We start from the raw sequence: 24,192 nt of genomic DNA, 5'->3' as shown, positions 1-24,192 counted from the left end.
CACGGACGCCGGCGAACTGGCTCCGCACCATTTTACTGGTGACGCGTGCTTTTTTGACACGCGTCACGTGATTCGTCGAGAGGCAAGCGGGGCTGGCGGAGACCGCTCGCCGCATCGTGCGCGGGGCCACCGGCTCCGACTGGCACCCGCTAACGTTCGCTCAGATGTCGTCGAGCTTGCGGCCCGCCAGCGCGCGGCGAATGCCCTTGTTCATGCGGCGGGCAGCGAACTCGTCGGTGCCTTCGGCCACCGTCTTCGTCGCTGCTTCGATCGCGTCGACGTCGTCGCTTTGCGCCACCTTGCGCAAGGCGGTGAGCAGAGCGTCGAGTTCGGCTCGTTCAGCCTCGTCGAGCAATTCGGCATCCGCTGCCAGCGCCGCGTCCGTCGCTTCGATCAGGCGCTGCGCTTCCACCTGCGCCTCGCGCAACGCGCGGGCGCGCATGTCGACTTCGGCGGTGTTGAAGCTGTCTTCGAGCATCTTCGCGATGTCGTCGTCGGCGAGACCGTACGACGGCTTCACGACCACCGACGCCTCCACGCCCGAATGCTGCTCGCGCGCGAACACGGACAGCAGGCCGTCCGCATCGACCTGGTAAGTCACACGAATGCGGGCCGCGCCGGCTGCCATCGGCGGAATGCCGCGCAGCTCGAAACGCGCGAGCGAGCGGCAGTCCGACACCAGCTCACGTTCGCCCTGCACGACGTGAATCGCCATCGCGGTCTGGCCGTCCTTGAAGGTGGTGAAATCCTGCGCACGCGCGACCGGAATCGTCGAATTGCGCGGGATGATCTTCTCGGTCAGGCCACCCATCGTCTCAACGCCAAGCGACAACGGGATGACGTCGAGCAGCAGCCAGTCGTCGCCGTCGGCGCCGCGGTTGCCGGCCAGCAGATCCGCCTGGATCGCCGCGCCGAGCGCGACCACCTGGTCGGGGTTCAGATTGGTCAAAGGCGGCTGGCCGAAGAACGCCTCCACCGCGCGGCGGATCACCGGCATGCGGGTCGCGCCGCCCACCAGCACCACACCCTTGATTTCTTTGGTCGTGACCTTGGCGTCGCGCAGCGCTTTCCTGGTCGGCCCAAGCGTGCGCTGCACCAGCGCCTGCGTGACGGCCTCGAAAGCGGCCTCGTCGATCGTCAGATCGAGCTGGGTGCCGTTCGAGAGCGTCGCCCGCAAGCTTGCCAGGGGCGCGTCCGACAACGCCTCCTTGGCCACGCGTACGCTGTCCAGCAGCATCCGCACGTCTTCGGCGGCGAGCGTCTGCGGCGCGATGCCGGCCTGCTCGAGCACGTGACGGTACAGCGCGTGATCGAAATCGTCGCCGCCGAGGGCGGAATCGCCGCCCGCCGCGAGGACTTCGAAGACGCCCTTGGTGAGCTTGAGGATCGACAGGTCGAAGGTGCCACCGCCGAGGTCATAGACGGCGTAGAGGCCTTCGGAACCGTTGTCGAGGCCGTAGGCGATGGCCGCCGCGGTCGGCTCGTTGAGCAGGCGCAGGACGTTCAGGCCGGCCAGACGCGCAGCGTCCTTGGTGGCCTGGCGCTGCGCTTCGTCGAAATAGGCCGGCACGGTGATCACGGCGCCCACCAGGTCGTCGCCGAGCGAGTCTTCCGCGAGTTGACGCAGCGTCGCCAGAATTTCCGCCGAGACTTCGACGGGGCTCTTCACGCCGTCGACGGTACGGATCTGCACCATGCCCGGTGCGTCGACGAAATCGTAGGGTGCGTTTTCGGCTCCTTCCACTTCCGCCTTGCCGCGCCCCATGAAACGCTTGACCGAGACGATCGTGTTACGCGGATCGCTCGCCGCTTCCGCCTTGGCGGTGCGGCCAATGCGGCGGCCGCCCTTCTCCAGATAGCGGACCACCGACGGCAGCAGCACATGGCCGTCCGCGTCGGGCAACACTTCGGGCATGCCGCTGCGCACCGCTGCGACGAGGGAGTTGGTCGTGCCGAGATCGATACCGACCGCGAGACGCCGCTGATGCGGCGCAGGCGCCATGCCGGGTTCGGAGATTTGCAGTAAAGCCATCTGAGATCTTCTTCGTGGAGCGTTGTGCCCCGTCCTGAATGGTTCGCGTTGCTGGGTTGCTCGGGCCGTGCGCGCGACGATCGCGCGTCAGGTGTCGAGCCGTTCGATCTGCGTGCCGATTTCCGCCGCGACCCGCTCGATAAACATCAACTGCCGCACTGCCTCGCCTGCGCCCTGATTCGCCCCGCTATCGAGCAAGGCGCCGAGTTTCGTGAAACGCACCCGCTCCTCGTCGCGCAGTTCGGCGAGCAAGGCATCGAGCGCGTCGACGTTCTTCGCCGCCGCGGCGTCTTCAATGCCTTCGCGCCACTCCATCTGCTGCATCAGGAACGCCGGCTCCATGGCCGTGTTGTTCTCGGCGCCGACATCGATGCCGCGCAGCGACAGCAGATACGTGGCGCGCTTTAGCGGATCGCGCAGGGTCTGGTACGCCTCGTTGGTGCGCGTCGCCCATTGCATCGCGATCCGTTTTTGCGCTTCGCCGGCTGCGGCGAAGCGGTCGGGATGCACCTGCGACTGCACCGTGCGATACGCATGGTCGAGCGCGTTGGCGTCGAGCGTGTATTGCTCCGGCAGGTCGAACAGGGCGAAGTGGCTATCGTTCAGCGAGGCCATCGAATCAGATGTGGTCCGTTCAAAGCGCGCACGAGGCGTGCAAAACAAGGGGGCAACAAATTAAAAAGGCGGCACGCGCCGCCTTTTTTCCGCTTCACGCGGACTCGTTCCGCTCAGACGCGGAACGATTCGCCGCAGCCGCACTCGTCCTTCACGTTCGGGTTGTTGAACTTGAAGCCTTCGTTCAGCCCTTCGCGTGCGAAGTCGAGTTCCGTGCCGTCGATATAGGCGAGGCTCTTCGGGTCGACAATGATCTTCACGCCATTGCAGTCGAATACCTGATCTTCCGGCGCGAGTTCATCCACGTATTCGAGCTTGTAGGCCAAACCCGAGCATCCGGTCGTGCGCACGCCGAGCCGCAGCCCGACACCTTTGCCGCGTCGGACCAGATACTTCTGGACGTGCTGTGCTGCCTTTTCGGTCAACGTAATTGCCATAGCGTTTCTCGTTGCGGCCTTAAGCAGCCTGCTGCTTTTCGCCCGCTTCTGCGGTTTCGCCGTGACGCTGCTTGTAATCGGCAACCGCGGCCTTGATCGCGTCTTCCGCGAGGATCGAGCAGTGGATCTTGACCGGCGGCAGCGCGAGTTCTTCGGCGATCTGCGTGTTCTTGATCGACATGGCCTGATCGAGCGTCTTACCCTTCACCCATTCGGTGACGAGCGAACTCGAGGCGATCGCCGAGCCGCAGCCGTACGTCTTGAACTTCGCGTCTTCGATGATGCCGTCCGCACCTACGCGGATCTGCAGCTTCATCACGTCGCCGCAAGCCGGCGCGCCGACCATGCCGGTACCCACTGCATCGTCGTCCTTGGCGAAGGAACCCACGTTGCGCGGATTTTCGTAGTGGTCCAGAACCTTGTCGCTATAAGCCATGATTACACTCCTTGATTCGTTTCAACCTGCATTCGGTGCGATGTTTCGCCCAGCGGGTACAGCCATGCGGCAACTTAGTGCGCAGCCCACTGGATCGTCGAAATATCGATCCCGTCCTTATACATTTCCCACAGCGGCGACAGATCGCGCAGCTTCGAAATCTTGGTCTTCAGCAGGTTGATGACGTAATCGACGTCCTGCTCCGTCGTAAAGCGACCCACCGTGAAGCGGATCGAGCTATGCGCCAGTTCGTCGTTGCGGCCAAGCGCGCGCAGCACGTACGACGGTTCCAGCGACGCCGAGGTGCATGCCGAACCCGACGACACGGCCACATCCTTCACGGCCATGATCAGCGATTCGCCTTCGACGAAATTGAAGCTGATGTTCAGATTGTGCGGCACACGCTTTTCCATGTCGCCGTTCACGTAGGTTTCTTCCATGTCCTGCAGGCCGCGCAGCAGACGGTCGCGCAGCATGCGAATGCGCTCGTTTTCCGTGGCCATTTCTTCACGGGCGATACGGAACGCTTCGCCCATGCCGACGATCTGGTGCGTAGCCAGCGTGCCCGAACGCATGCCGCGCTCGTGACCGCCGCCGTGCATCTGCGCTTCGATACGGATACGCGGCTTGCGGCGCACGTACAGCGCGCCGATGCCCTTCGGACCATACGTCTTGTGGGCCGAGAACGACATCAGGTCGACCTTCAGCTTTTGCAGGTCGATCGCGATCTTGCCGGTGGCCTGAGCGGCGTCGACGTGGAAAATGATGCCTTTTTCACGGGTGATCTCACCGATTGCCTCGATGTCCTGGATCACCCCGATCTCGTTGTTCACCGACATCACCGAAACCAGAATCGTGTCCGGACGCAGCGCGGCCTTGAACACCTCGAGATCGATCAGGCCGTCGTCCTTGACATCCAGATACGTGACTTCGAAGCCTTCGCGCTCGAGCTCGCGGCAGGTGTCGAGCACGGCCTTGTGCTCGGTCTTCACCGTGATGATGTGCTTGCCCTTGCTCTTGTAGAAGTGCGCGGCGCCCTTGATGGCCAGGTTGTCCGACTCCGTGGCGCCCGAGGTCCAGATGATTTCGCGCGGATCGGCATTCACCAGCGCAGCGACGTTCTCGCGCGCTTCTTCGACCGCACGTTCCGCATCCCAGCCATACGAGTGGCTGCGCGATGCCGGGTTGCCGAACTGCTCGCGCAGGTACGGAATCATCTTGTCCACCACGCGCGGGTCGACCGGGGTCGTGGCGCTGTAGTCCATGTAAATGGGCAGGTGGGGAATGTCGTTATTCATGAATCGCTCCGGGGACATCATTGCTCTGGCTTTTGGGTTCTGAGTTCGCTGGCTTCGCGGCGCTCTATGACCCGGCCATGTTGAAAACGGAATTCGGTCCGCGCGGCGCGACGCGGGCGGGTTCGACCGCCGGCGCCTCGCTGCGGCGGTCGCGCAGCACGGCCGGCGCGCCTTCGCGCGAGCGTTGCTGATCGACCAGATCTTTCAGGGAGACCGAATCCAGGTACTCGACCATTTTCTGGTTCAGCGTGGACCACAGTTCGTGCGTCATGCAATGGCCGTCGTGCTGCTTGGTGCCTTCGCAGGTGCCCTTGCCGCCGCATTGGGTGGCGTCGAGCGGCTCGTCGACGGCAATGATGATGTCCGCGACGGTCACGTCTTCTGCGCGGCGAGCCAGATTGTAGCCACCACCGGGCCCGCGCACGGACTCGACGATCTCATGGCGACGCAGCTTGCCAAACAGCTGCTCGAGGTAGGACAGGGAAATGTGCTGGCGCTGGCTGATACCCGCAAGCGTCACCGGGCCCTGCTCCTGGCGCAGTGCCAGGTCAATCATCGCCGTGACGGCGAAACGGCCTTTTGTGGTGAGTCTCATGATGTTGGGGATCGCAATTCTCGACAAGTTTGGTCAAGTATAAATACATGAGCAAATTAGTCAAGTATCCCTACCGGGATTTGGGTCATTTGCTTAATAGACGCGGCATGAAACGACGCGTGCGGAAGCCCTTGGGGCGTATGCCGTTTGTTGCTCAGTGCGCCGCTCAGTTCGCCGCGCATTCAGGCCAACTGCGGGTGCAGCGCGGCGATCAGTCCCCGGCAAGCGGCCTCGCACTGGTCAAGCACCTGTTCGAAACCTGCCGCGCCGCCGAAATACGGATCGGCCACTTCCCGTTCGCCCGCCCAACGGCCGTCGGTTGACGGCACGAATTCCATCAGCAGACGAATCTTGTCGCGCTGCGCCGGCGGGCAGATCCGCTGCAAGGCGGCGACATTGGCGTCGTCCATTGCGATCAGCAGATCGAAGCGCTCGAAGTCCGGCGCGCCAATCTGGCGGCCGCGCAGCCCCGACAGATCGTAGCCGCGCTGGGCCGCCGCGTGCTGCGCGCGCTCGTCCGGCGCCGCGCCGATGTGCCAGTTGCCGGTGCCGGCCGAATCGATGGTGATGCGCTCCGCCAGCTTCGCCTCGCCGATCTGATGCCGCATCACCCCTTCCGCGGTCGGGGAACGGCAGATGTTCCCGAGGCAGACAAAGCAGATGGCGATGGTTTTCATCAGGGCGCTGGATGCGATGCATCCGGATCAGGTTAGCGAACGGTGCCGCGATTATACAAACACGGGGAAAATCGCGCCGGGCGCGTGTACGGCGCTGGGCGCTGCGCCGCGGGACGTTGCCGGGCCGGGCACACCGGCCTGTTTGCTTGCGTCGGCTAGCTTGGCGCCCGCGCAACGCAGGCAATCAGGACGCGTCGGACGCCTGCAGCGAAACGACCGCACGGATGGGTTTGACCGGCGAGCCGGTATCGTTGCCCACGAGGCCGTAGGACACGGTGCGCGCCAGTTCCGCCGTGAGCTGATCGGCGCCGAGCGGGGGCTGCGCGATCCGCGAAGCGGTCTCGCCACTTACGTACAGGCAGGCGGCCGCTGCGAGCGGCACAAACATGGCCAACGGCCAGTACATCGATATTGTCTTTTTCATGATGTTCTTCTCTTCCGATTGAGGCACTCGGAGCTTGTGACCCACGATGCCCAGTCGAAATGATATAGAAGAAATCAATCGGGATAAATCAGCTATAGCGACATACAGCGTTGCGCTGGGAAGAACAATCGACCGTGTGGGCGGCGCCGGGAAGGCTCGCCTTATCCAAGATGACTGCGCTGCGCCGCGTACAGCTCCCGGAACGTGCGCCCGACCGGCGCCGGCAGATCCCGGGTGTTGGTCCAGCCCGCCGCGAGCGGCAGACGCGCAATCGCGCGCCGACGGCCGCCCATTCGCTCGAGCACCCGCACCGCCAGCCTGGTGAACAGCGCGTAGGCGTCCGGATGCAGCGCGAGAAAGCCCCACACCGCCAGCCCCGCGCGCTCGCGCCAAGGCCGCAGATGCCGCTCCACCTGCTTTTCGCGCAGCTTGCGCAGCAGGTCGGAGAGCGGAATGCCGACCGGACAGACGCTGTTGCATTCGCCGCACAGCGTGGCGGCCTGCGGCAGATCGAGCGCCTTGTCGAGCCCCACGTAGCTCGGCGTCAGCACCGACCCCATGGGACCGGGATACACCCAGCCGTAAGCGTGACCGCCGACCTTCTGATACACCGGACAGTGATTCATGCAGGCGCCGCACCGGATACAGCGCAGCATCTCCTGAAAGTCCCCGCCGATCAGCCCGGTGCGCCCGCCATCGACGAGTACCACATACATATGCTCCGGGCCGTCCTGATCGCCCGGCCCACGCGGGCCGGTCAGCACCGAAAAGTAGTTCGAAGTCGCCTGGCCGGTCGCCGAGCGCGGCAGCAGCCGCATCGCGGTGGCGAGATCTTCGAGCGTCGGCAGGATTTTCTCGATACCGGTGACCGCCACATGCACGCGCGGCATCACCGTGCACATGCCTTCGTTGCCCTCGTTGGTCACGAGCGCCACCGAGCCGGTCTGCGCCACCAGAAAATTGCCGCCCGTCACGCCCATGTCCGCGGTCATGAAGTGCGGGCGCAGGATTTCGCGGGCCTCGCGCGTCATGTCCGTGATCTCGGTCAGGCGCGGCCGCTGGTGGGTCCTCGCGAACAGGTCGGCGATCTCGTCCTTATCCTTGTGGACCACCGGCGCGATGATGTGGCTCGGCGGCTCGTTGTCGTTGATCTGCAGGATGTACTCGCCGAGATCGGTCTCGATCGACTGCACGCCCATCTGGCCGAGCACTTCGTTCAGGCGCATTTCCTCGGTGACCATCGATTTGGTCTTGATCACCTTTTTCACGTCGTGCCGGCGCGCGATATCCGCGACGAGCCTGGCCGCTTCCTGTGTCGTCTCCGCATACAGGACCGTGACGCCGCGCCGGGTCGCCTCGCGCTCGAAGGTTTCCAGCCAGACATCGAGGTTCTCGAGCGCGCGATTGCGGCGCTCCTTGAGCGCGGCGCGGGTCGCGGCGAAATCGATCGCGGTGATCGCGACCGCCCGCGCCGAGACGAACTTGGTCGACAGCTTGGTAAGGTTCTGCTGCAGGCGCTGATCGGCGAGCTTCTGGCCCGCGCGGGCCTTGAACTGCATCGTTTGAACTTGCATGGCGGCCTTTGGGATTCGCTTCCCGGTTCAATGAGTGAGGGCGCTGCGTGCGGCGGCGCGGCCCTGCTGCCCGATACCTTCCGTACTGCCTGGCAATGACGCCTTATACGTCGCCGGCCAGCACCTGGGCGATGTGCAGCACGCGCGTCGCGGTATCGCCCGTGCGCCGCAGGCGGCCTTCTATATTGAGCATGCAGCCGAGGTCGCCGAGCACCACCGCGCCCGCGCCGCTCGCACCGATGTTGGCGCATTTCTCGTCCACGATGGCCGTCGAGATATCGCCGTACTTCACCGCGAAGGTGCCGCCGAAGCCGCAGCAGTGTTCGCAATCCTTCATTTCCGTGAGCGCCACGCCGGCTTGCGCGAGCAGCGCACGCGGCTGCGTTTTGACACCCAGCTCACGCAGTCCCGAACAGGAATCGTGATACGTGACAGGGCCGCTGAACTCGCCCGGCGCCAGTTCCACCCTGGCGACGTTCACGAGAAAATCGGTCAGCTCGAACACCTTGGGACGCAGCCGGCCGAAGCGGCTCATCATGTCCGGATCGTCGCCGAACAGATCGCCGTAGTGCACGCGGATCATGCCGCCGCACGACCCCGACGGCACGACGATGTAATCGAACTGCTCGAATTCGCGCAGGGTCTTCTCGGCCAGATCGCGCGCCAGGCCGCGTTCGCCTGAGTTGTACGCCGGCTGCCCGCAGCAGGTTTGCGCCGGCGGCACGATGACCTCGAAACCGGCCCGCTCGATCAGCTTGATAACCGAGAAGCCTATTTCGGGACGCATCAGGTCAATCAGGCAGGTGACGAACAATCCGACTCGCATGGGCGCTCCTCCGGGAAAACGTCCCTGATTATCCGCTGTTTGGCGAACAATACCAACGCCGAAGGCACACGGCACGCCCGACGCCGGGCGCGGCGGCGAATTCGAATGCCGCCTCGAACGACGTTCGCTTTTTTCACAATACGATATACAATCAATTCTCCGCTGTTTGACGCGTCAACCGATTTCTCCCCCATGAGCGATACGAACCCGGATCCCAAGACTTCGATCCAGGTGATCGAGCGCATGATGCGGCTGCTCGACGCCCTGGCCGCGCATACCGACCCGGTCAGCCTGAAGGAACTCGCGCTAGGCACTGAGCTGCACCCCTCCACCGCGCACCGCATCCTGAACGACATGGTGACCTGTCGCCTCGTCGACCGTTCAGATCCGGGCACCTATCGTCTCGGCATGCGCCTGCTCGAGCTCGGCAATCTGGTCAAGGCACGCCTGTCGGTACGCGACGCCGCCTTGACGCCGATGCGCGAGCTGCACCGCTCGACCGGCCAGACCGTGAATCTGTCGGTGCGCCAGGGCGACGAGATCGTCTATATCGAACGGGCTTACTCGGAGCGCTCCGGCATGCAGGTGGTGCGGGCCATCGGCGGACGGGCGCCCTTGCATCTGACCTCGGTGGGCAAACTTTTCCTCGCCGCCGATGAATCCACCCGCGTGCGCGCCTATGCGACCCGCACGGGCCTGTCGGGACATACCCAGAACAGCATCACGGATCTCGCCAAGCTCGAGCGCGAACTGTCGATCGTGCGCCAGCAGTCCTGTGCGCGCGATAACGAAGAACTGGAACTCGGCGTGCGCTGCATCGCTGCCGGCATCTACGACGATACCGGCAAGCTGGTCGCGGGTCTGTCGTTGTCGGCGCCGGCCGACCGCCTGCAGGATTCGTGGCTAGGGCAACTCAGCAAGACGGCGCTGGTGATCTCCGCCTCGCTCGGCTATCAGCCCGAAACGCCGCCCGCCAGCGCGCATCATCAACATGCCTGATTGAGCCGCGAGCCGTGCGTCGCGGGCTGCCGCGAAGCGCACAAGCCGGACCGGCCTTCAGATGCAAAAAGCCCCGCAACCGCGGGGCTTTTCGTTGGTGCCGCCGGCAGAACCTGAAGGCAGGTCCTGCAATACGGTGTACCGTGCTCAGGTGCCCGGACCGCCGGCGTCGGCGCTGGTGATGTGCGTATCGCCACCGTTGTCGAGCCAGGTGCGCAGACGCGTCGCATCCGCGAAGCGCGAGTACTTGCCCGACGAATCGAGCAGCACCACGATCATCGGACGGCCGTGAATGGTCGCCTGCATCACGAGGCATTCACCCGCTTCGTTGATGAAGCCGGTCTTCTGCAGACCGATGTCCCACGTCGGGTTACGCACCAGCGCGTTCGTGCTGTTGTACGCGATCGAACGCTTGCCGGTGTACACCTCGTAGCTATGATCGGTCGAGAACTGACGGATCATCGGGTACTGGTAAGCGGCGTTGACCATCTTCACCAGATCGCGCGCGGTCGATACGTTCTCGCTCGTCAGACCCGACGGGCTTTCGAAGTGCGTGTCGGTCATGCCGAGCTGTCTCGCCTTGGCGTTCATCGCTGCGATGAACGCCGGACGGCCGCCCGGGAAATAACGCGACAGCGCGGCGGCGGCACGGTTTTCCGACGCCATCAGCGCGATATGCAGCATGTCTTCACGCGAGAGCACCGAGCCGACAGACAGGCGCGAACCGGTGTTCTTGATGTAGTCGCGGTCTTCGTCCGTGACTTCGATCTGCTCCGTCAGCGGCGCCTTCGAGTCCAGCACCACCATCGCCGTCATCAGCTTGGAGATGGAAGCAATCGGCACCACGGCGCGCGAGTTCTTGTCGAACAGCGACTCGCCGGTGTTCTGGTCGATCACGTAGGCCACGCTCGAGCGCAAGGCGAGCGCGTCCGGCGTGTCGTGCAGGCCGAACGCCTGGCCGACCGTCGGCTGACGCGGTTCGTACGCGACCTGGCGCACCACCGTGTGGCGGCGACCGTTCAACGTATACGACACCCGGCGCCGGCGGGTCTCCACGCGCGGCGCGTCGTCAGTCGCGGCCGCGGTCTTGGCGACCTTGGACGACTTCTTCGCAGCAACGGTAGCGCCCGGCTTTTTGGCCGATTTCGCGGTTTTGAGGGTCTTCTTACTGGTTTTGGCGGGGGCGGCAGCGGCCGTCGCAGTGGCCGCAAAAGCGTCGACAGGCGCGGCAAACGCGGCTGCGATGACCACCGAGGCGGCCACCGACACAGCGGTGCTGAGGGCCACGCCGTGGATCACTTTGAGCGACGAAAACATGTCGGTTTTCATTGGTGTTCTGTCAGGGGCGGCGAGGATTTTACGCAAGTGTAGTAAAACCACGAAAAATTAGCAATATTAAGCACTTATCAGCGCTCCTTAAACCGGCTTGTAAGATCCGATTGCAAGGAGCCTATAGGTTTCGCGAACCAATCGAAAAAAACGATCGGCTTCGCAGACGTTCGTTGGGGCTGTTATGCGCCGGATTTTGGCGATCCTATCAGCATAACGGCAAATTAAAGACAACCTTGATCAGGGGAAATACGGTCGTTCCGAGGGACGCAAAACGCCGCTCACCGTTGCCCAGCGGACGTTCCTCGAGGGCTCCGGCCAATGTGCCGACCGGCAGACAGTTAAGCATCTGCTGCGGATCGAACCATCGCGCATTCGACCGATATGCGAGATTAACGTTCCGTGACAGATTTCGGTTTACACCGACTGTCGCTTAAGCGCATCTGACTGTCGGATTTCCCTCCTGCCCTCCTCCCTCGGCAGACCGTCAAAGCGGCGTCCATTCCTTCGCTCGCGCAGCAAAAACTACCGCTCCAGCACGCACCAGCACTGTGCAGCGGTCAATCCAACATGCTTCATGGCTATGTCATAAGCATTTCATAACGTCTTGTTTTATCGAGAATTTATCGATATGGTGCGGCGCACAAAAAGGCCTTGACATTCATCGCCATCATCCTAAAATAGGTGTCATTGCTGCGATGCACAATACATCGTGGCCTGGTGTGAGATTCAACGTTTAGCCATTAACCCAACACGGTCCGCGCCAGACGGATCGTTATCCAGGAGCGTAAATATGTCCCTGCTGACCCCTGAGCAAATCGCCGCAGCACAGAAAGCCAACCTCGAAACGCTGTTTGGTCTGACGACCAAGGCGTTCGAAGGCGTCGAAAAGCTGGTTGAGCTGAACCTGCAAGTCGTGAAGTCGACCCTTGCGGAAAGCCAGGAAAACGCACAACGCGCGCTGTCCGTGAAGGACGCACAGGAATTTTTCGCGCTGCAGGCTGGCCTCACGCAGCCGATCTCGGAAAAGGCGCTGTCGTATGGCCGTCACGTGTATGAAATCGTGTCCGCTACGCAAGCTGAATTCGCCCGTGTGGCAGAAGCTCAGTATGAAGAGCAAAACCGCAAGGTGCAGTCGCTGGTCGAGAACGTCGCCAAGAATGCACCGGCTGGTTCGGAAACCGCTGTCGCCGTGATCAAGTCGGCCATCACTGCCGCCAACACCACGTACGAAACGGTTCACAAGGCAACCAAGCAAGCCGTTGAAATCGCTGAAAGCAACTTCAACGCAGCCGCTACGGCCGCGTCGAAGGCCGCTTCGCAAGCTGCAGCTCAAGCTTCGCGCTCGGCCAAGAAGGCTGTCTAAGTCGTCATCTCGGGCTTTAACCGAGGTTTCGATTCAGGCTAGTGGGCGAAACGCGTGATCTGAGTATGAGAAGCCGGTGGGGCGAATGCCCTGCCCGGCTGAAACAAAAACGGCGCGCCCCGCAAAGGGCGCGCCGTTTTGTTTTGGCGGCCCTGACTTCCAGAGCGGCCTTGCGGCACTTGTTCGCCCGCGCTGTCGAAGCAGCGCGGGCGTTCCCTACTGCCTTACTTCTTTTTCTGCGGCGGCAGGTCGGTACAGACGCCTTCATACAGCTCGGCGGCCATGCCGACCGATTCGCCGAGCGTCGGATGCGGATGGATGGTCTTGCCGATATCGGTTGCGTCCGCACCCATTTCGACGGCGAGACAGACTTCGCTGATGAGGTCGCCGGCATTCAGACCGACGATGCCGCCGCCGATCACGCGATGGGTTTCTTCGTCGAACAGCAGCTTGGTGAAGCCTTCATCGCGGCCATTGGCGATCGCGCGACCCGAGGCGGCCCATGGGAACACTGCCTTGCCGTACTTGATGCCTTCGGCCTTCAACTGGTCTTCCGTCTTGCCGGCCCAGGCCACTTCCGGATCGGTATAGGCCACGGACGGAATCTGCAGTGCGTCGAAGTAGGCCTTCTCGCCGTGTGCAGCTTCGGCGGCGACGTGGCCTTCGTGGACGGCCTTGTGCGCGAGCATCGGCTGACCGACGATATCGCCGATCGCGAAGATGTGCGGCACGTTGGTGCGCATCTGCTTGTCGACTTCGATGAAGCCGCGCTCCGTCACGGCGACGCCGGCCTTGTCGGCGCCGATCTTCTTGCCGTTCGGGCTGCGGCCCACGGCGACGAGCACGAGATCGTAGCGTTGCGGTTCGGCCGGAGCTTTTTCGCCTTCGAACGTCACGTAGATGCCGTCGTCCTTTGCTTCTGCGGCGGTGGTCTTAGTCTTCAGCATGACGTTGGCGAAACGCTTGCTGTTGTACTTTTCCCAGACCTTGACGAGATCGCGATCGGCGCCGGCCATCAGACCGTCGAGCATTTCGACGACGTCGATTTGCGCGCCGAGGGTCGAGTAGACGGTGGCCATTTCAAGACCGATGATGCCGCCGCCGATCACCAGCATGCGCTGGGGAATCTGACGCAGTTCGAGTGCGCCGGTGGAATCGACGACACGCGGATCTTCCGGGATGAACGGCAGCTTGACCGCTTGCGAGCCGGCCGCAATGATGGCCTGCTTGAACTTGACGACCTTCTTGCCGCTGTCCGTGACGACTTCGAGGTGATTGGGGTCGACGAACGTGCCGGTGCCGGTGACGACTTCGACCTTACGGGCCTTGGCCATGCCGGCGAGACCGCCGGTGAGCTTCTTGACGACGCCGGACTTGAAGTCGCGCAGCTTGTCGAGATCGACCTGCGGCTTACCGAACGTGATGCCGTGATGGCTGAGCGCGGCGGCTTCGTCGATGACGAGTGCGGTATGCAACAGCGCCTTGGACGGAATACAGCCCACATTGAGACAGACCCCACCGAGCGTCGCATAACGTTCGACGAGCACGGTCTTCATACCCAGATCGGCCGAGCGGAACGCGGCGGAGTAGCCACCGGGGCCTGAGCCGAGCACGAGCATTTCGCATTCGATATCGGCGCTGCCGGAGAAGCTACCGGCCAGGGGCGCGGGAGTCGCAGCCTTGGGCGCCGCGGCAGCGGCTTGCGGCTTGGCTTCCGCTTGAGCGGGAGCTTTTTCGGGCTCTTTAGCGGGAGCCTTGGGCGCATCTTTAGCGGGAGCGGCGTCGGCCGATGCTTCGACGAGGGCGATGACGGTCCCTTGGGAGACCTTATCACCTGGTTTGACGCGAACTTCCTTGACGGTGCCGGCGGTATCGCTGGGCACCTCGATGGAGGCCTTATCGGACTCGAGCGTCATGAGCGCTTGCTCGTTCTCGATGATGTCGCCCGGCTTGATATTGACTTCGATGACGTCGACATCCTTGAAATCACCGATGTCCGGCACCTTCACTTCGACGAGACTCATAGTGTCCCCTTCTCTTATTGATCGTTGACGAGGAAGCGCAAAAAGAACAGCTCCAACCGGGCCTAAAAGCTGGCAGCACGCCGGACAGAAACATCCTTTGCAGTCCGCCCAAGGACGCGCCTTTCTTTTGCCTACTTTTCTTTGGAAGACAAAGAAAAGTAGGTGCCGCCCCGCACAGGGGCGACGCTAATAGACCGACGTGAAAACAAGTTCAGCGAGAGACGCGGATCACAGACATAAAACCCACGCCCCTGGCGCTCATACGGCATCAACGAATCAAAGAATCACACGCCGAAAATCGGCAAGAATCGCACCCAGATACGCATTGAAGCGCGCCGCTTCAGCCCCATCGATGACGCGATGGTCATACGACAAAGACAGTGGCATGGTAAGACGCGGAACAAACTGCTTCCCATCCCAAACCGGCTTCATAGCGCTACGCGACAGCCCAAGAATGGCGACTTCAGGCGCATTGATGATCGGCGTGAAATGCGTCCCACCAATCCCACCCAAAGAAGAAATCGAGAAGCACCCACCCTGCATCTGATCCGGCTTCAACTTGCCTTCACGAGCCGCCTTGGACAGATCCGCCATTTCCTTGGCGATATCGACGAGCCCCTTCTTATCCGCATCGCGAATCACAGGCACAACCAACCCGTTAGGCGTATCCGCCGCAAACCCGACGTTGTAATACTGCTTGAAAACAAGCGTATCGCCGTCGAGGCTGGCATTGAACGTCGGGAACTTCTTCAGGGCGGAGACAACGGCCTTGATCACAAAAGCCAGCATGGTGAACTTCACACCCGCCTTCTCGTGTTCCTTGTTCAGTTGCACGCGCAGTGCTTCGAGTTCGGTGATATCCGCTTCGTCGTTGTTGGTGACGTGCGGAATCATGACCCAGTTGCGATGCAGGTTCGCGCCCGAGATCTTCTTGATGCGCGAGAGCGGCTTCGGATCGACCGGACCGAATTTGGTGAAATCGACCTTCGGCCACGGCAGCAGGTTCAGTTCGCCACCACCACCGCCGGCCGCTGCTGGCGCCGCGACCGGAGCCGCACGCTGACCGGTCATCACGCCCTTGACGAACGCGGTGACGTCGTCTTGGGTAATGCGGCCCTTCGGACCGGTACCCTGCACACGCGACACCTCGACGCCCAGTTCGCGCGCGAACTTGCGCACGGACGGCGACGCGTGGCTCGACTTGCGCTCGCCGCCTTCGCCTGCCGGAATGACCGGCGCCTGGGCCAGCGCGGACGGTGCAGCCGGAGCCGGGCTCGGCGTGGCCGGCGCATCGGACGGCTTTTCCGCAGCCGGCTTCGCTGCCGGTGCGGGCGCCGGAGTCGCCGCGCCGCCGTCCGCTTCGATCACCACGATCACCGTGCCTTCCGACACGTTATCGCCGACCTTGACCTTCAGTTCCCTGACGACGCCGGCGGCCGTGCTCGGCACGTCCATGGTCGCCTTGTCGGATTCGAGCGTCACCAGCGACTGCTCTTTCTCGACGCGATCGCCGACCTTCACCGCGACCTCGATCACGGGAATATCTTTGTAGTCGCCGATATCCGGCACCTTCACTTCCTGCACGCCACCACCGCCAGCGGCAGGAGCGGGAGCGGGAGCGGGTGCCGGCGCGGGCGCAGCAGCCGGAGCCGGTGCAGGCGCCGCCGCACCGGCAGCCCCATTAGCCTGCGCAGCAGCAGCCGGCTTAGCCGCAGCCGCACCGCCTTCGGCGCCTTCCAGCACGACGATCAACGAGCCTTCCGACACGTTGTCGCCCACCTTGACCTTCACTTCCTTGACGACGCCGGCAGCCGAGCTCGGCACATCCATGGTCGCCTTGTCGGATTCCAGCGTGACGAGCGACTGCTCTTTCTCGACGGTATCACCCGCCTTCACCAGCACCTCGATCACAGGGATGTCCTTGTAATCGCCGATGTCCGGCACCTTCACTTCGATCGCTTGACTCATTGTGGGTGTCTCCTGGGCCGCGCACGCCGCCTGCCCCTGGTGATCAGGAGCAGGCGCGCACGCCGTGGCACACGGGGAATGATGCCTTAGACGGTCATCGGGTTGGGTTTGGCGGGATCAAGGTTGTACTTCTTGAGCGCCTCGGCGACGACCTTGCGTTCGATCGTGCCTTCATCTGCCAGGGCATTCAACGCGGCAACCGTGACCCAGTAGCGGTCCACTTCGAAGAAGTGACGCAGCTTTTCACGCGTGTCCGAACGGCCATAGCCATCCGTGCCCAGCACGACGAACTTCTGCGGCACGAACGCGCGGATCTGCTCGGTCAAGGCGCGCACGTAGTCGGTCGATGCGATGACCGGACCTTGTGCGTCCTTCAGGAGCTTCTCGACGTGCGAGACCTTCTTCTCTTCGGTCGGATGCAGCAGGTTCCAGCGCTGCACTTCGTGGCCTTCGCGGGCCAGTTCCGTGAAGCTCGGCACGCTCCAGAGGTCGGCAGCGACGCCCCAGTCGTTCTTCAGCAGGTCGGCCGCGGCGATCACTTCATTGAAGATCGTACCCGCACCCATCAGTTGAACGCGCGGCGCCTTCTTGTCGGCTTCAGCCTTGCGGAACGCGTACATGCCCTTGATGATGTCGGCCGCTACAGCATCGCCCTGCGGAATCGCCGGGTGCTCGTAGTTCTCGTTCATCACCGTGATGTAGTAGTACACGTCTTCCTGCTCCGCCACCATGCGGCGCAGACCGTCCTGCATGATGACGGCGAGTTCGTAACCAAAGGTCGGGTCATAGCTGATGCAGTTCGGCACCGAAGCCGCCCACAGCAGCGAGTGGCCGTCTTCGTGCTGCAGGCCTTCGCCGTTCAGCGTCGTACGTCCTGCCGTACCGCCGAGCAGGAAGCCGCGCGAACGCATGTCGCCCGCGGCCCACGCCAGATCGCCGATGCGCTGGAAGCCGAACATCGAATAGAAGATGTAGAACGGGATCATGATCTCGCCGTGCGTCGAGTACGACGTCGCGGCAGCGATCCAGTCCGACATACCGCCGGCTTCGTTGATCCCTTCCTGCAGGATCTGGCCGGTTTCCGATTCGCGGTAGAACATCAGCTGGTCGGAATCTTCCGGCACGTACTTCTGGCCTTGCTGATTCCAGATACCGATCTGACGGAACAGGCCTTCCATACCGAAGGTACGCGACTCGTCCGGCACGATCGGCACGACGCGCTTGCCGAGCGCCTTGTCCTTCAACAGGATGTTGAGAATCCGCACGAACGCCATCGTCGTGGAGATCTCACGGCCTTCGCCCGTGCCCTTCAGCAGCGGCTCGAACGCGCTCAGGTCCGGCACCGGCAGCGACTCGGCCTTCTGACGACGCGCCGGCAGATAACCGCCGAGGTCCTGGCGGCGAGCGCGCATGTACTCGAGTTCCTTCGAACCTTCTTCGAACTTGATGTACGGCACGTTGACGATATCTTCGTCGGAGATCGGCAGACGGAACTGGTCGCGGAATTTCTTCAGCTGATCCACGTGCAGCTTCTTCTGCTGGTGGGTGATGTTCATCGCCTGGCCGGCTTCGCCCATGCCGTAGCCCTTGATCGTCTTCGCGAGGATGACGGTCGGCTGGCCCTGCGAATTCGACGCTTCCTGGAACGCTGCGTAGATCTTGTGCGGATCGTGACCGCCGCGATTCAGGTTCCACACATCTTCATCGGACCAGTCGGCGACCAGCGCCTTCAGTTCCGGCGTATTGAAGAAGTGCTCACGCACGTACGCGCCGGATTCCGACTTGTACGTCTGATATTCGCCGTCCACGACTTCCATCATCCGGCGCATCAGCGCGCCCGACCTGTCGCGTTGGAACAGCGCATCCCAGCGGCTGCCCCAGATCACCTTGATGACGTTCCAGCCCGCGCCGCGGAATTCGCTTTCGAGCTCCTGGATGATCTTGCCGTTACCGCGCACCGGTCCATCGAGGCGCTGCAGGTTGCAGTTGATCACGAACACGAGGTTGTCGAGACGTTCGCGGCCGGCCATACCGATTGCGCCGAGCGATTCCGGTTCATCCGTTTCGCCGTCGCCGAGGAAGGCCCAGACCTTGCGGCCTTCGGTCTTCGTAATGCCGCGCGCCTGCAGGTACTTCATGAAGCGGGCCTGATAGATCGCCATGATCGGGCCGAGGCCCATCGAGACGGTCGGGAACTGCCAGAAGTCCGGCATCAGCCACGGGTGCGGATACGAGGAGATGCCCTCGCCGCCCACTTCCTGACGGAAGTTGTCGAGCTGGTTTTCGGAGAGACGGCCGAGCAGGAACGCGCGCGAATAGACACCCGGCGACGAGTGGCCCTGCACGAACACGAGGTCGCCGCCGTGCTTGTCCGATGCCGCATGCCAGAAATGGTTATAGCCGACGTCGTACAGCGTGGCCGCCGAAGCGAACGACGCAATGTGGCCGCCGACGTTGGTGTCCTTGCCCGCCCGCAGCACCATCGCGATGGCGTTCCAGCGCGTGTACGAGCGAATGCGGTGTTCGATATCCTGGTCGCCGGGAATCGGCGCCTGACGCGAGACAGGAATCGTGTTGATGTAGGGAGTGTTGGCGGAGAACGGCAGGTGTTCGCCGTGTACGCGAGCAAATTCGATTTGCTTTTCGATCAGATAGTGGGCGCGATCGGGGCCCACAGCAGAAATCACGCCATCCAGCGCTTCCAGCCATTCGCCGGTTTCCTGGGGATCGTCGTCTTTCTCGGCGGCGACATATTTCATGACTTCGTCGGGTACAGCGGACATGCTCGTCTCCTGAGGATAAGGAACGCTCTTTGAACAGACGACGCGGACGAGGTCCGGCCGCGGCAGCTTCGGGCCGATTGTAATAAGGCGCTCGCCGTCTGCGCAACAAAATTTTCGAATTACGAGATCGTTTCTCATAATGCGGAAAATTGTTGCGGCGCACCCTGGTTTCGCTGCGGATCAACGGATACGTCGGCTAGTTTGCTCCGATTAGCGGCACTTTCAGCGCTTTTTTGCGCCATTTGCTAGCGACACGCTGCGCTACAATGCCAGCCATGTTGACCGAACGGCTTTTCGCACGCTCGGCGCGGCCCGCCCGTACCACGGCGGATTCGTCGCCGTCCCGCTGGCACCATGGACCATGGTGGTCGAATTCCTATTTGCTGACGCCGCTCCTGTCGATCCTCGTGTTCCTGGTCGTCATGAGCCTGATTCTGTGGAGCCTGAACCGGCGCGAACAGCAGCAGCAGGAAGACACGCTCTACCGCAACGTCGCATGGGCCCAGCAGCAGATTCGCCTGTCCATGACGGGCGCGCAGGAACAGATCCAGGCACTCGGGCGCGACCTCGCCGCCGGCCACGCCGATCCGCATTCGTTCCAGGTGTCTACCACGGACATCATGCAGGGGCATCCCGAAATCCTCTACATGAACTGGTTCACGCCGCAGCAGCAGCCGCGCTGGCCCAATACGGCGCTGCCGGTGTTCGGCCAGCGCCTCGCCAAACCCAGCGACGAACAGATGGACGAAGCCGTGAAAGCCGCGTTCAACGACGCGCGCACCTCGCGCCGCCAGGTGTACTCGCCGCTCATCTATGACGATCTCGGCAACGGCTATCTGACGCTGCAGACTCCGGTGTATCGCGACCGCGAGTTTCTCGGCTCGATCGCCGCGGTGTTCTCGATCGAAGGGGTGCTGAAGCACGACATTCCGCCCGAGCTGTCGGCGAAGTACAAGATCTCGATCATCGACCTGAACAACCGCGAACTCGCCACCACCTCGACGCGTCCGCGCCTGCCGCGCGACATGTTCTACGACCTGCCGCTCGATCCGCCGGGCCAGGGCATCTCGGTGCGGGTCTACGCGTTCCCGCAGATGACCAACTTCACGAACAACACGCTCGTGTGGCTGGTCGCCGGCCTGTCGTGCTTCGTGCTGTGGAGTCTGTGGAGCCTGTGGAAACACACGCGCCAGCGCTTCGAAGCGCAACAGGCGCTGTATGCCGAAGCGTTCTTCCGCCGCGCCATGGAAAACTCCGTGCTGATCGGGATGCGCGTGCTCGACATGCACGGCCGCATCACCCACGTCAATCCGGCCTTTTGTCGCATGACGGGCTGGGACGAGAGCGACCTGGTCGGCAAGAACGCCCCCTTCCCCTACTGGCCGCGCGACGCGTATCCGGAGATGCAGCGCCAGCTCGACATGACGCTGCGCGGCAAGGCGCCCTCGTCCGGTTTTGAACTGCGCGTGCGCCGTAAAGACGGTTCGCTGTTCCACGCGCGGCTTTACGTGTCGCCGCTGATCGACAGCTCGGGCCGCCAGACCGGCTGGATGTCGTCGATGACCGACATCACCGAACCGAAACGCGCGCGCGAAGAACTCGCCGCCGCGCACGAGCGCTTCACCACCGTGCTTGAAAGCCTCGACGCCGCCGTGTCCGTGCTGGCCGCCGACGAAGCCGAACTGCTGTTTGCCAATCGCTATTACCGCCACCTGTTCGGCATCCGTCCGGATGGCCATCTGGAACTGGCGGGCGGCGGCTTCGACAGCGCGCAGGCGTCGTCGGATTCGATCGACATGGTCGACGCCTATGCCGGCCTGCCGGCCGCCGCGCTGACCGAAAGCACCGCCGATGCCCAGGAAGTGTATGTACAGGGCATACAGAAATGGTTCGAAGTGCGCCGCCAGTACATTCAGTGGGTGGACGGCCATCTGGCGCAGATGCAGATCGCAACCGACATCACCACCCGCAAGCAGGCGCAGGAACTGGCGCGCCAGCAGGACGAAAAGCTGCAGTTCACCAGCCGCCTGATGACGATGGGCGAAATGGCCTCGTCGCTCGCTCACGAACTGAACCAGCCGCTCGCCGCCATCAATAACTATTGCTCCGGAACCGTAGCACTGGTTAAATCGGGGCGGACAACGCCTGACAATCTGCTGCCCGTGCTCGAAAAGACCGCACAGCAGGCGGTGCGGGCTGGCATGATCATCAAGCGGATCCGCGAGTTCGTGAAGCGCAGCGAGCCGAAGCGCCAGGCCACCCGTGTCGCCGATATCGTGGCGGACGCAGTGGGCCTGGCCGAGATCGAGGCGAGGAAGCGCCGCATCCGGATCGTCACAGACCTGCGCTCGCGCCTGCCGGTGATCTACGTGGACCCGGTGCTGATCGAGCAGGTGCTGGTGAACCTCTTGAAGAACGCCGCCGAAGCCATGCACGATGCACGGCCCAATGCGGTCGATCCGGTGATCCGCGTGGTCGTGCGGCTGGAGAGCGGCTTCGTGTGCATCAGCGTGGTCGACCAGGGTCCGGGTGTCGACGAAGCCACGGCCGAGCGTCTGTTTGAACCGTTTTACAGCACCAAGTCCGACGGTATGGGCATGGGGCTGAACATCTGCCGTTCGATTATCGAATCGCATCGCGGTCGCCTGTGGGTGGTCAACAACGTCGAGTCCGACGGTCACATCACAGGCGCCACGTTCCATTGCAGTCTGCCTATTGGAGAGCCTGATGGCCCGAGCAACGGCGGGTCAGAGGCGCCGACACCACAAACCGTTACGGGAGAGCTATGAACAGCCCAGTCACCACACAGGAAACAGTCTTTGTCGTCGATGACGACGAGGCCGTGCGAGATTCGCTGCGCTGGCTGCTGGAGGCGAACGGCTACCGCGTGCAGTGCTTCTCCAGCGCCGAGCAGTTCATCGACGCCTGGCAGCCGCACACGCACCCGGGCCAGATCGCCTGTCTGATTCTCGACGTGCGGATGTCCGGCATGAGCGGACTCGAACTGCAGGAACGCCTGATCGCCGACAACGCCTCGCTGCCGATCATCTTCGTGACGGGCCATGGCGACGTGCCGATGGCGGTGTCGACAATGAAAAAAGGCGCGATGGACTTCATCGAAAAGCCGTTTGACGAAGCCGAACTGCGCAAGCTCGTCGAGCGCATGCTCGACAAGGCGCGCAGCGAAAGCACCAACGTGCAGCAGCAGCGCGCCGCGGCCGAGCGTCTCGGCAAGCTGACCGCGCGTGAGCATCAGGTGCTCGAGCGCATCATCGCCGGCCGCCTGAACAAGCAGATCGCCGACGACCTCGGCATCAGCATCAAGACGGTCGAAGCGCACCGCGCGAACATCATGGAAAAGTTGAACGTCAACACGGTCGCCGATCTGCTGCGACTGGCGTTGTCGAACAAGCCGCAACAGGCTCAATAAGGCCTGTCGTTTCAGGGCTTGCTGCAGCGATGCTGGGCAAGCCTCGCAGTCCCCCGCCTGACCGCCGTGCCGGCTGGACCGTTTGGAGTCCCGTCGGCGCGCGCTTTGTACAGTGCTTTGTACCGCGCTTTGTGCCGCACCGCCTGCTGCGCTTCCCTTCGTCCTGCGTGTCTCGCCGCTTTATGTGCCGGCTTCGCGCGCCTGCTTTACGCTCGCCGCATCGATCCTGATCCTGGGTTAGTACGTTCATCCGGCGCGCGAGCCCGCGACGGTATAATGATGTACTTCGCAGCGACGCCTTTTCGGCATCGCGCGCTTTTCGCGATCCGACCGGTTCGTGACGAAAAGCGCCATTGCACGTCGCGAACGCGCGCATCGCTTACGCGCATGTCGCCTACGCGCATGTCGCAAACGCGCATGTCGCCCAAGTGCCGAGTGTGCCGAACGCGCGATCGCGCGCGCCGCCGTGCCCCGCATTCCGAACTGCCCAACCTCGACCGACCATGACAGCCAAACTGATCGACGGCAACGCCCTCTCCAAGACCTTGCGCGCCGACGTCGCCACGCGCGCCGCCGCCCTCACCGCCCGTGGCCACCAACCGGGCCTCGCCGTCGTGCTGGTCGGCGACAACCCCGCCAGCGAAGTGTATGTGCGCAACAAGATCAAGGCCTGTGAAGACAACGGCCTGTTCTCGTCGTATGACCGCTACCCCGCTACGCTGTCGGAAGCCGACCTGCTCGCGCGCATCGACGCGTTGAACCGCGATGAGAAGATCCACGGCATCCTGGTGCAATTGCCGCTGCCGGCGCATATCGACAGCCATAAGGTGATCGAGGCAATCGCCCCGGAGAAGGACGTGGACGGTTTCCACGTAGCCAACGCCGGCGCGCTGATGACCGGCAAGCCGTTGTTCCGCCCGTGCACGCCGTACGGCGTGATGAAAATGTTCGAGGCCTACGGCATCGATCTGAAGGGCGCGAATGCGGTGGTGATCGGCCGCTCGAATATCGTCGGCAAGCCGATGGCCCTGCTGCTGCTCGAAGCCGGCGCGACCGTCACGATCTGCCATAGCAAGACCCGCGATCTGGCCACTCATACGCGCAAAGCCGATGTGGTGGTGGCCGCTACCGGCCTGCGCAATATCCTGACCGCGGAGATGGTGAAGCCGGGCGCGGCCGTGATCGATGTCGGCATGAATCGCGACGAGGCCGGCAAGCTGTGCGGCGACGTCGATTTCGCGGGCGTGAAGGAAGTAGCCGGCTTTATCACGCCGGTGCCGGGCGGCGTCGGCCCGATGACGATCACGATGCTGCTCGTCAACACCCTCGAAGCCGCCGAACGCGCAGCCGGCAACGCGTAACGAAGCATGCGTCCGCGC

The 24,192-nt window shown here is 62.9% G+C and carries 19 protein-coding genes; 5 read left to right on the top strand and 14 right to left on the bottom strand.

Going from position 1 to position 24,192, the window contains the following annotated elements; genetic code table 11:
* Window positions 1-160: 160 nt before the first annotated feature.
* From hscA to P3T42_RS06650, 10 genes are all read right to left on the bottom strand, one after another.
* Complete coding sequence (gene hscA, locus P3T42_RS06695; protein ID WP_429305514.1) at window positions 161-2,032, bottom strand: Fe-S protein assembly chaperone HscA; 1,872 nt, start codon at window positions 2,030-2,032, stop codon at window positions 161-163.
* 87 nt (window positions 2,033-2,119) lie between these two features.
* Window positions 2,120-2,647: a Fe-S protein assembly co-chaperone HscB gene (hscB, locus tag P3T42_RS06690; protein WP_074299876.1), complete on the bottom strand. Its 528-nt coding sequence runs from the start codon at window positions 2,645-2,647 to the stop codon at window positions 2,120-2,122.
* Between the two features lie 113 nt (window positions 2,648-2,760).
* Entirely contained in the window at window positions 2,761-3,084 is a 324-nt protein-coding gene (iscA, locus tag P3T42_RS06685) for an iron-sulfur cluster assembly protein IscA (RefSeq protein WP_074299878.1), read from the bottom strand.
* 19 nt (window positions 3,085-3,103) lie between these two features.
* Window positions 3,104-3,520, bottom strand: coding sequence for a Fe-S cluster assembly scaffold IscU (gene iscU, locus P3T42_RS06680; protein ID WP_074299881.1), 417 nt, complete (start codon window positions 3,518-3,520; stop codon window positions 3,104-3,106).
* A 74-nt stretch (window positions 3,521-3,594) separates the two neighbouring features.
* On the bottom strand, window positions 3,595-4,818 hold the full coding sequence (locus tag P3T42_RS06675; protein ID WP_074299884.1) for an IscS subfamily cysteine desulfurase: 1,224 nt from the start codon (window positions 4,816-4,818) through the stop codon (window positions 3,595-3,597).
* Between the two features lie 64 nt (window positions 4,819-4,882).
* The gene (gene iscR / locus P3T42_RS06670) at window positions 4,883-5,413 is read right to left on the bottom strand and encodes a Fe-S cluster assembly transcriptional regulator IscR (RefSeq protein WP_074299886.1); all 531 of its coding nucleotides are present in this window, start codon (window positions 5,411-5,413) and stop codon (window positions 4,883-4,885) included.
* A gap of 182 nt (window positions 5,414-5,595) precedes the next feature.
* Window positions 5,596-6,090: a low molecular weight protein-tyrosine-phosphatase gene (locus P3T42_RS06665; protein ID WP_429305513.1), complete on the bottom strand. Its 495-nt coding sequence runs from the start codon at window positions 6,088-6,090 to the stop codon at window positions 5,596-5,598.
* A gap of 184 nt (window positions 6,091-6,274) precedes the next feature.
* The gene (locus tag P3T42_RS06660; protein ID WP_074299890.1) at window positions 6,275-6,514 is read right to left on the bottom strand and encodes a hypothetical protein; all 240 of its coding nucleotides are present in this window, start codon (window positions 6,512-6,514) and stop codon (window positions 6,275-6,277) included.
* A 161-nt stretch (window positions 6,515-6,675) separates the two neighbouring features.
* The gene (locus tag P3T42_RS06655) at window positions 6,676-8,088 is read right to left on the bottom strand and encodes a lactate utilization protein B (protein ID WP_429305512.1); all 1,413 of its coding nucleotides are present in this window, start codon (window positions 8,086-8,088) and stop codon (window positions 6,676-6,678) included.
* A 103-nt stretch (window positions 8,089-8,191) separates the two neighbouring features.
* Window positions 8,192-8,914 (bottom strand): (Fe-S)-binding protein, encoded by a 723-nt coding sequence (locus P3T42_RS06650; RefSeq protein WP_074299894.1) that lies wholly within the window; start codon window positions 8,912-8,914, stop codon window positions 8,192-8,194.
* Between the two features lie 192 nt (window positions 8,915-9,106).
* Between P3T42_RS06650 and P3T42_RS06645 the strand changes: the two genes are divergently transcribed.
* Window positions 9,107-9,913: an IclR family transcriptional regulator gene (locus P3T42_RS06645; protein WP_171991705.1), complete on the top strand. Its 807-nt coding sequence runs from the start codon at window positions 9,107-9,109 to the stop codon at window positions 9,911-9,913.
* A gap of 147 nt (window positions 9,914-10,060) precedes the next feature.
* On the opposite strand, the gene pbpG is transcribed toward P3T42_RS06645, so the two are convergent.
* Complete coding sequence (pbpG, locus tag P3T42_RS06640; protein ID WP_074299898.1) at window positions 10,061-11,242, bottom strand: D-alanyl-D-alanine endopeptidase; 1,182 nt, start codon at window positions 11,240-11,242, stop codon at window positions 10,061-10,063.
* A 793-nt stretch (window positions 11,243-12,035) separates the two neighbouring features.
* On the opposite strand from pbpG, the gene P3T42_RS06635 reads away from it, so the two are divergent.
* Window positions 12,036-12,608: a phasin family protein gene (locus P3T42_RS06635; protein ID WP_074299900.1), complete on the top strand. Its 573-nt coding sequence runs from the start codon at window positions 12,036-12,038 to the stop codon at window positions 12,606-12,608.
* A 224-nt stretch (window positions 12,609-12,832) separates the two neighbouring features.
* Here P3T42_RS06635 and lpdA read toward each other — a convergent pair whose 3' ends face one another.
* From lpdA to aceE, 3 genes are all read right to left on the bottom strand, one after another.
* Window positions 12,833-14,632, bottom strand: coding sequence for a dihydrolipoyl dehydrogenase (lpdA, locus tag P3T42_RS06630; RefSeq protein ID WP_429305511.1), 1,800 nt, complete (start codon window positions 14,630-14,632; stop codon window positions 12,833-12,835).
* A gap of 276 nt (window positions 14,633-14,908) precedes the next feature.
* Window positions 14,909-16,600, bottom strand: coding sequence for a dihydrolipoyllysine-residue acetyltransferase (gene aceF, locus P3T42_RS06625; RefSeq protein ID WP_429305510.1), 1,692 nt, complete (start codon window positions 16,598-16,600; stop codon window positions 14,909-14,911).
* Between the two features lie 86 nt (window positions 16,601-16,686).
* The gene (aceE, locus tag P3T42_RS06620) at window positions 16,687-19,383 is read right to left on the bottom strand and encodes a pyruvate dehydrogenase (acetyl-transferring), homodimeric type (RefSeq protein WP_074299906.1); all 2,697 of its coding nucleotides are present in this window, start codon (window positions 19,381-19,383) and stop codon (window positions 16,687-16,689) included.
* Window positions 19,384-19,658: 275 nt separating this feature from the next.
* Here aceE and fixL point away from each other — a divergent pair, with 275 nt between their 5' ends.
* The 3 genes from fixL to folD all read left to right on the top strand — a co-directional run bounded on the left by fixL (window position 19,659) and on the right by folD (window position 24,174).
* Entirely contained in the window at window positions 19,659-22,172 is a 2,514-nt protein-coding gene (gene fixL, locus P3T42_RS06615; protein ID WP_074299908.1) for an oxygen sensor histidine kinase FixL, read from the top strand.
* A complete protein-coding gene (gene fixJ, locus P3T42_RS06610) occupies window positions 22,169-22,813 on the top strand; it encodes an oxygen response regulator transcription factor FixJ (protein WP_074299910.1) in 645 nt (214 codons plus the stop codon). The genes fixL and fixJ overlap by 4 nt, the downstream gene beginning before the upstream one ends.
* 503 nt (window positions 22,814-23,316) lie before the next feature.
* Window positions 23,317-24,174: a bifunctional methylenetetrahydrofolate dehydrogenase/methenyltetrahydrofolate cyclohydrolase FolD gene (gene folD, locus P3T42_RS06605; RefSeq protein ID WP_429305509.1), complete on the top strand. Its 858-nt coding sequence runs from the start codon at window positions 23,317-23,319 to the stop codon at window positions 24,172-24,174.
* Window positions 24,175-24,192: the final 18 nt, after the last annotated feature.

This window comes from Paraburkholderia sp. GAS38 (assembly GCF_050434965.1).
Classification (GTDB): Bacteria; Pseudomonadota; Gammaproteobacteria; order Burkholderiales; family Burkholderiaceae; genus Paraburkholderia; species Paraburkholderia phenazinium_A.
The sequence above is the reverse complement of the archived record's forward strand: the minus strand, read 5'-3'. Positions and strand labels throughout refer to the sequence as shown.

Excerpts from the sequence above, each read along its gene's own strand:
- P3T42_RS06655 (WP_429305512.1), bottom strand. The coding sequence starts at position 8,088 with ATGCAAGTTCAAACGATGCAGTTCAAGGCCCGCGCGGGCCAGAAGCTC.
- iscR (WP_074299886.1), bottom strand. The coding sequence starts at position 5,413 with ATGAGACTCACCACAAAAGGCCGTTTCGCCGTCACGGCGATGATTGAC.
- folD (WP_429305509.1), top strand. The coding sequence starts at position 23,317 with ATGACAGCCAAACTGATCGACGGCAACGCCCTCTCCAAGACCTTGCGC.
- aceE (WP_074299906.1), bottom strand. The coding sequence starts at position 19,383 with ATGTCCGCTGTACCCGACGAAGTCATGAAATATGTCGCCGCCGAGAAA.
- pbpG (WP_074299898.1), bottom strand. The coding sequence starts at position 11,242 with ATGAAAACCGACATGTTTTCGTCGCTCAAAGTGATCCACGGCGTGGCC.
- lpdA (WP_429305511.1), bottom strand. The coding sequence starts at position 14,632 with ATGAGTCTCGTCGAAGTGAAGGTGCCGGACATCGGTGATTTCAAGGAT.
- P3T42_RS06675 (WP_074299884.1), bottom strand. The coding sequence starts at position 4,818 with ATGAATAACGACATTCCCCACCTGCCCATTTACATGGACTACAGCGCC.
- fixJ (WP_074299910.1), top strand. The coding sequence starts at position 22,169 with ATGAACAGCCCAGTCACCACACAGGAAACAGTCTTTGTCGTCGATGAC.
- aceF (WP_429305510.1), bottom strand. The coding sequence starts at position 16,600 with ATGAGTCAAGCGATCGAAGTGAAGGTGCCGGACATCGGCGATTACAAG.
- iscA (WP_074299878.1), bottom strand. The coding sequence starts at position 3,084 with ATGGCAATTACGTTGACCGAAAAGGCAGCACAGCACGTCCAGAAGTAT.
- P3T42_RS06635 (WP_074299900.1), top strand. The coding sequence starts at position 12,036 with ATGTCCCTGCTGACCCCTGAGCAAATCGCCGCAGCACAGAAAGCCAAC.
- P3T42_RS06645 (WP_171991705.1), top strand. The coding sequence starts at position 9,107 with ATGAGCGATACGAACCCGGATCCCAAGACTTCGATCCAGGTGATCGAG.
- hscB (WP_074299876.1), bottom strand. The coding sequence starts at position 2,647 with ATGGCCTCGCTGAACGATAGCCACTTCGCCCTGTTCGACCTGCCGGAG.
- P3T42_RS06650 (WP_074299894.1), bottom strand. The coding sequence starts at position 8,914 with ATGCGAGTCGGATTGTTCGTCACCTGCCTGATTGACCTGATGCGTCCC.
- P3T42_RS06665 (WP_429305513.1), bottom strand. The coding sequence starts at position 6,090 with ATGAAAACCATCGCCATCTGCTTTGTCTGCCTCGGGAACATCTGCCGT.
- iscU (WP_074299881.1), bottom strand. The coding sequence starts at position 3,520 with ATGGCTTATAGCGACAAGGTTCTGGACCACTACGAAAATCCGCGCAAC.
- fixL (WP_074299908.1), top strand. The coding sequence starts at position 19,659 with ATGTTGACCGAACGGCTTTTCGCACGCTCGGCGCGGCCCGCCCGTACC.
- P3T42_RS06660 (WP_074299890.1), bottom strand. The coding sequence starts at position 6,514 with ATGAAAAAGACAATATCGATGTACTGGCCGTTGGCCATGTTTGTGCCG.
- hscA (WP_429305514.1), bottom strand. The coding sequence starts at position 2,032 with ATGGCTTTACTGCAAATCTCCGAACCCGGCATGGCGCCTGCGCCGCAT.